The sequence below is a fragment of the Streptomyces inhibens genome, assembly GCF_003389455.1.
Taxonomy (GTDB): Bacteria; Actinomycetota; Actinomycetes; order Streptomycetales; family Streptomycetaceae; genus Streptomyces; species Streptomyces inhibens.
Map to the genome: position 1 here is coordinate 1 of NZ_QUAC01000267.1, position 801 is coordinate 801.

An 801-nucleotide genomic window follows, 5' to 3' on the forward strand; every position below is an offset into this window, starting at 1 on the left:
CACCATGTTTCCGCCGAGTTGGCCGCCTGGCAGGTTCTGACGGTAGAAGCTGGTTCCGCAGTCCTTGGGCACTTGGGGGTTGAGGTAGAGCACTGCGGCGTAGCGGCACAGTGATCGCGAATCGGTGTGTGGCCGTGGCTCGCACTCGTCTTTGCCGACGACCTGGATGCAGTTGTGATGGAGGGTGCTGCCACCAGGGGCGGTTTGCCGCCACAGCTGACGCGCACGGGTGGCTTTCATGACCAGTTTTTCGACGCGGGCCAGTTCGGCCGGTTCGAGCCCGGGCATGGTGCGCAGACCGGGCCAGCTCTCGGGCTTGTGTGGATAGCCTTCGACCCAGTTGTCCTTGGTGAGGCAGCGTGCCCGGACGGCATTGACGTCGGGCAGCGCGTTGTCCAGGACCCAGTAGTCCCGGCCGGGTGTGGGTTTGCGGTAGGGGAGGACGGGGAGCACCGGGGTCCTTGGGGGGTGTGGGGGCATGTCGCTGACCATATGGTCGGTCTGCGTCAGGGCACTCCCGCGAAGGGGTCAATCTTCCGTCAACTCACCGCTGTTCCAGGGGGTCTGGTTTCGCTGAATCTGCCGCGCAGGTGACGATCGTGCAGGCCCTCTATCAGTTGCTCTGCCTCGGCTACGAAAGGCGAGCGGCGCCCAAAGAAGATCTGGGCGAACGTCCTGCGGGTGGTGGCGCGTTCAACCACGTCTCTGTCCAGGTCGTCGGCGACGGCCGGCGAGTGCGAGCACGTCCTCAGCACCGATTCCCGGGCCCTTTGCCGCTACGCGACCGTCCCGTACTTCTAC

General features: G+C 65.2%; 1 protein-coding gene. It reads right to left on the reverse strand.

Features of this window, described 5'->3' with window-relative positions; all coding sequences use genetic code 11:
* A partial coding sequence (locus DY245_RS32790; RefSeq protein ID WP_128510814.1) for a DUF6445 family protein occupies positions 1-480 on the reverse strand: 480 nt, incomplete at its 3' end.
* Positions 481-801: the final 321 nt, after the last annotated feature.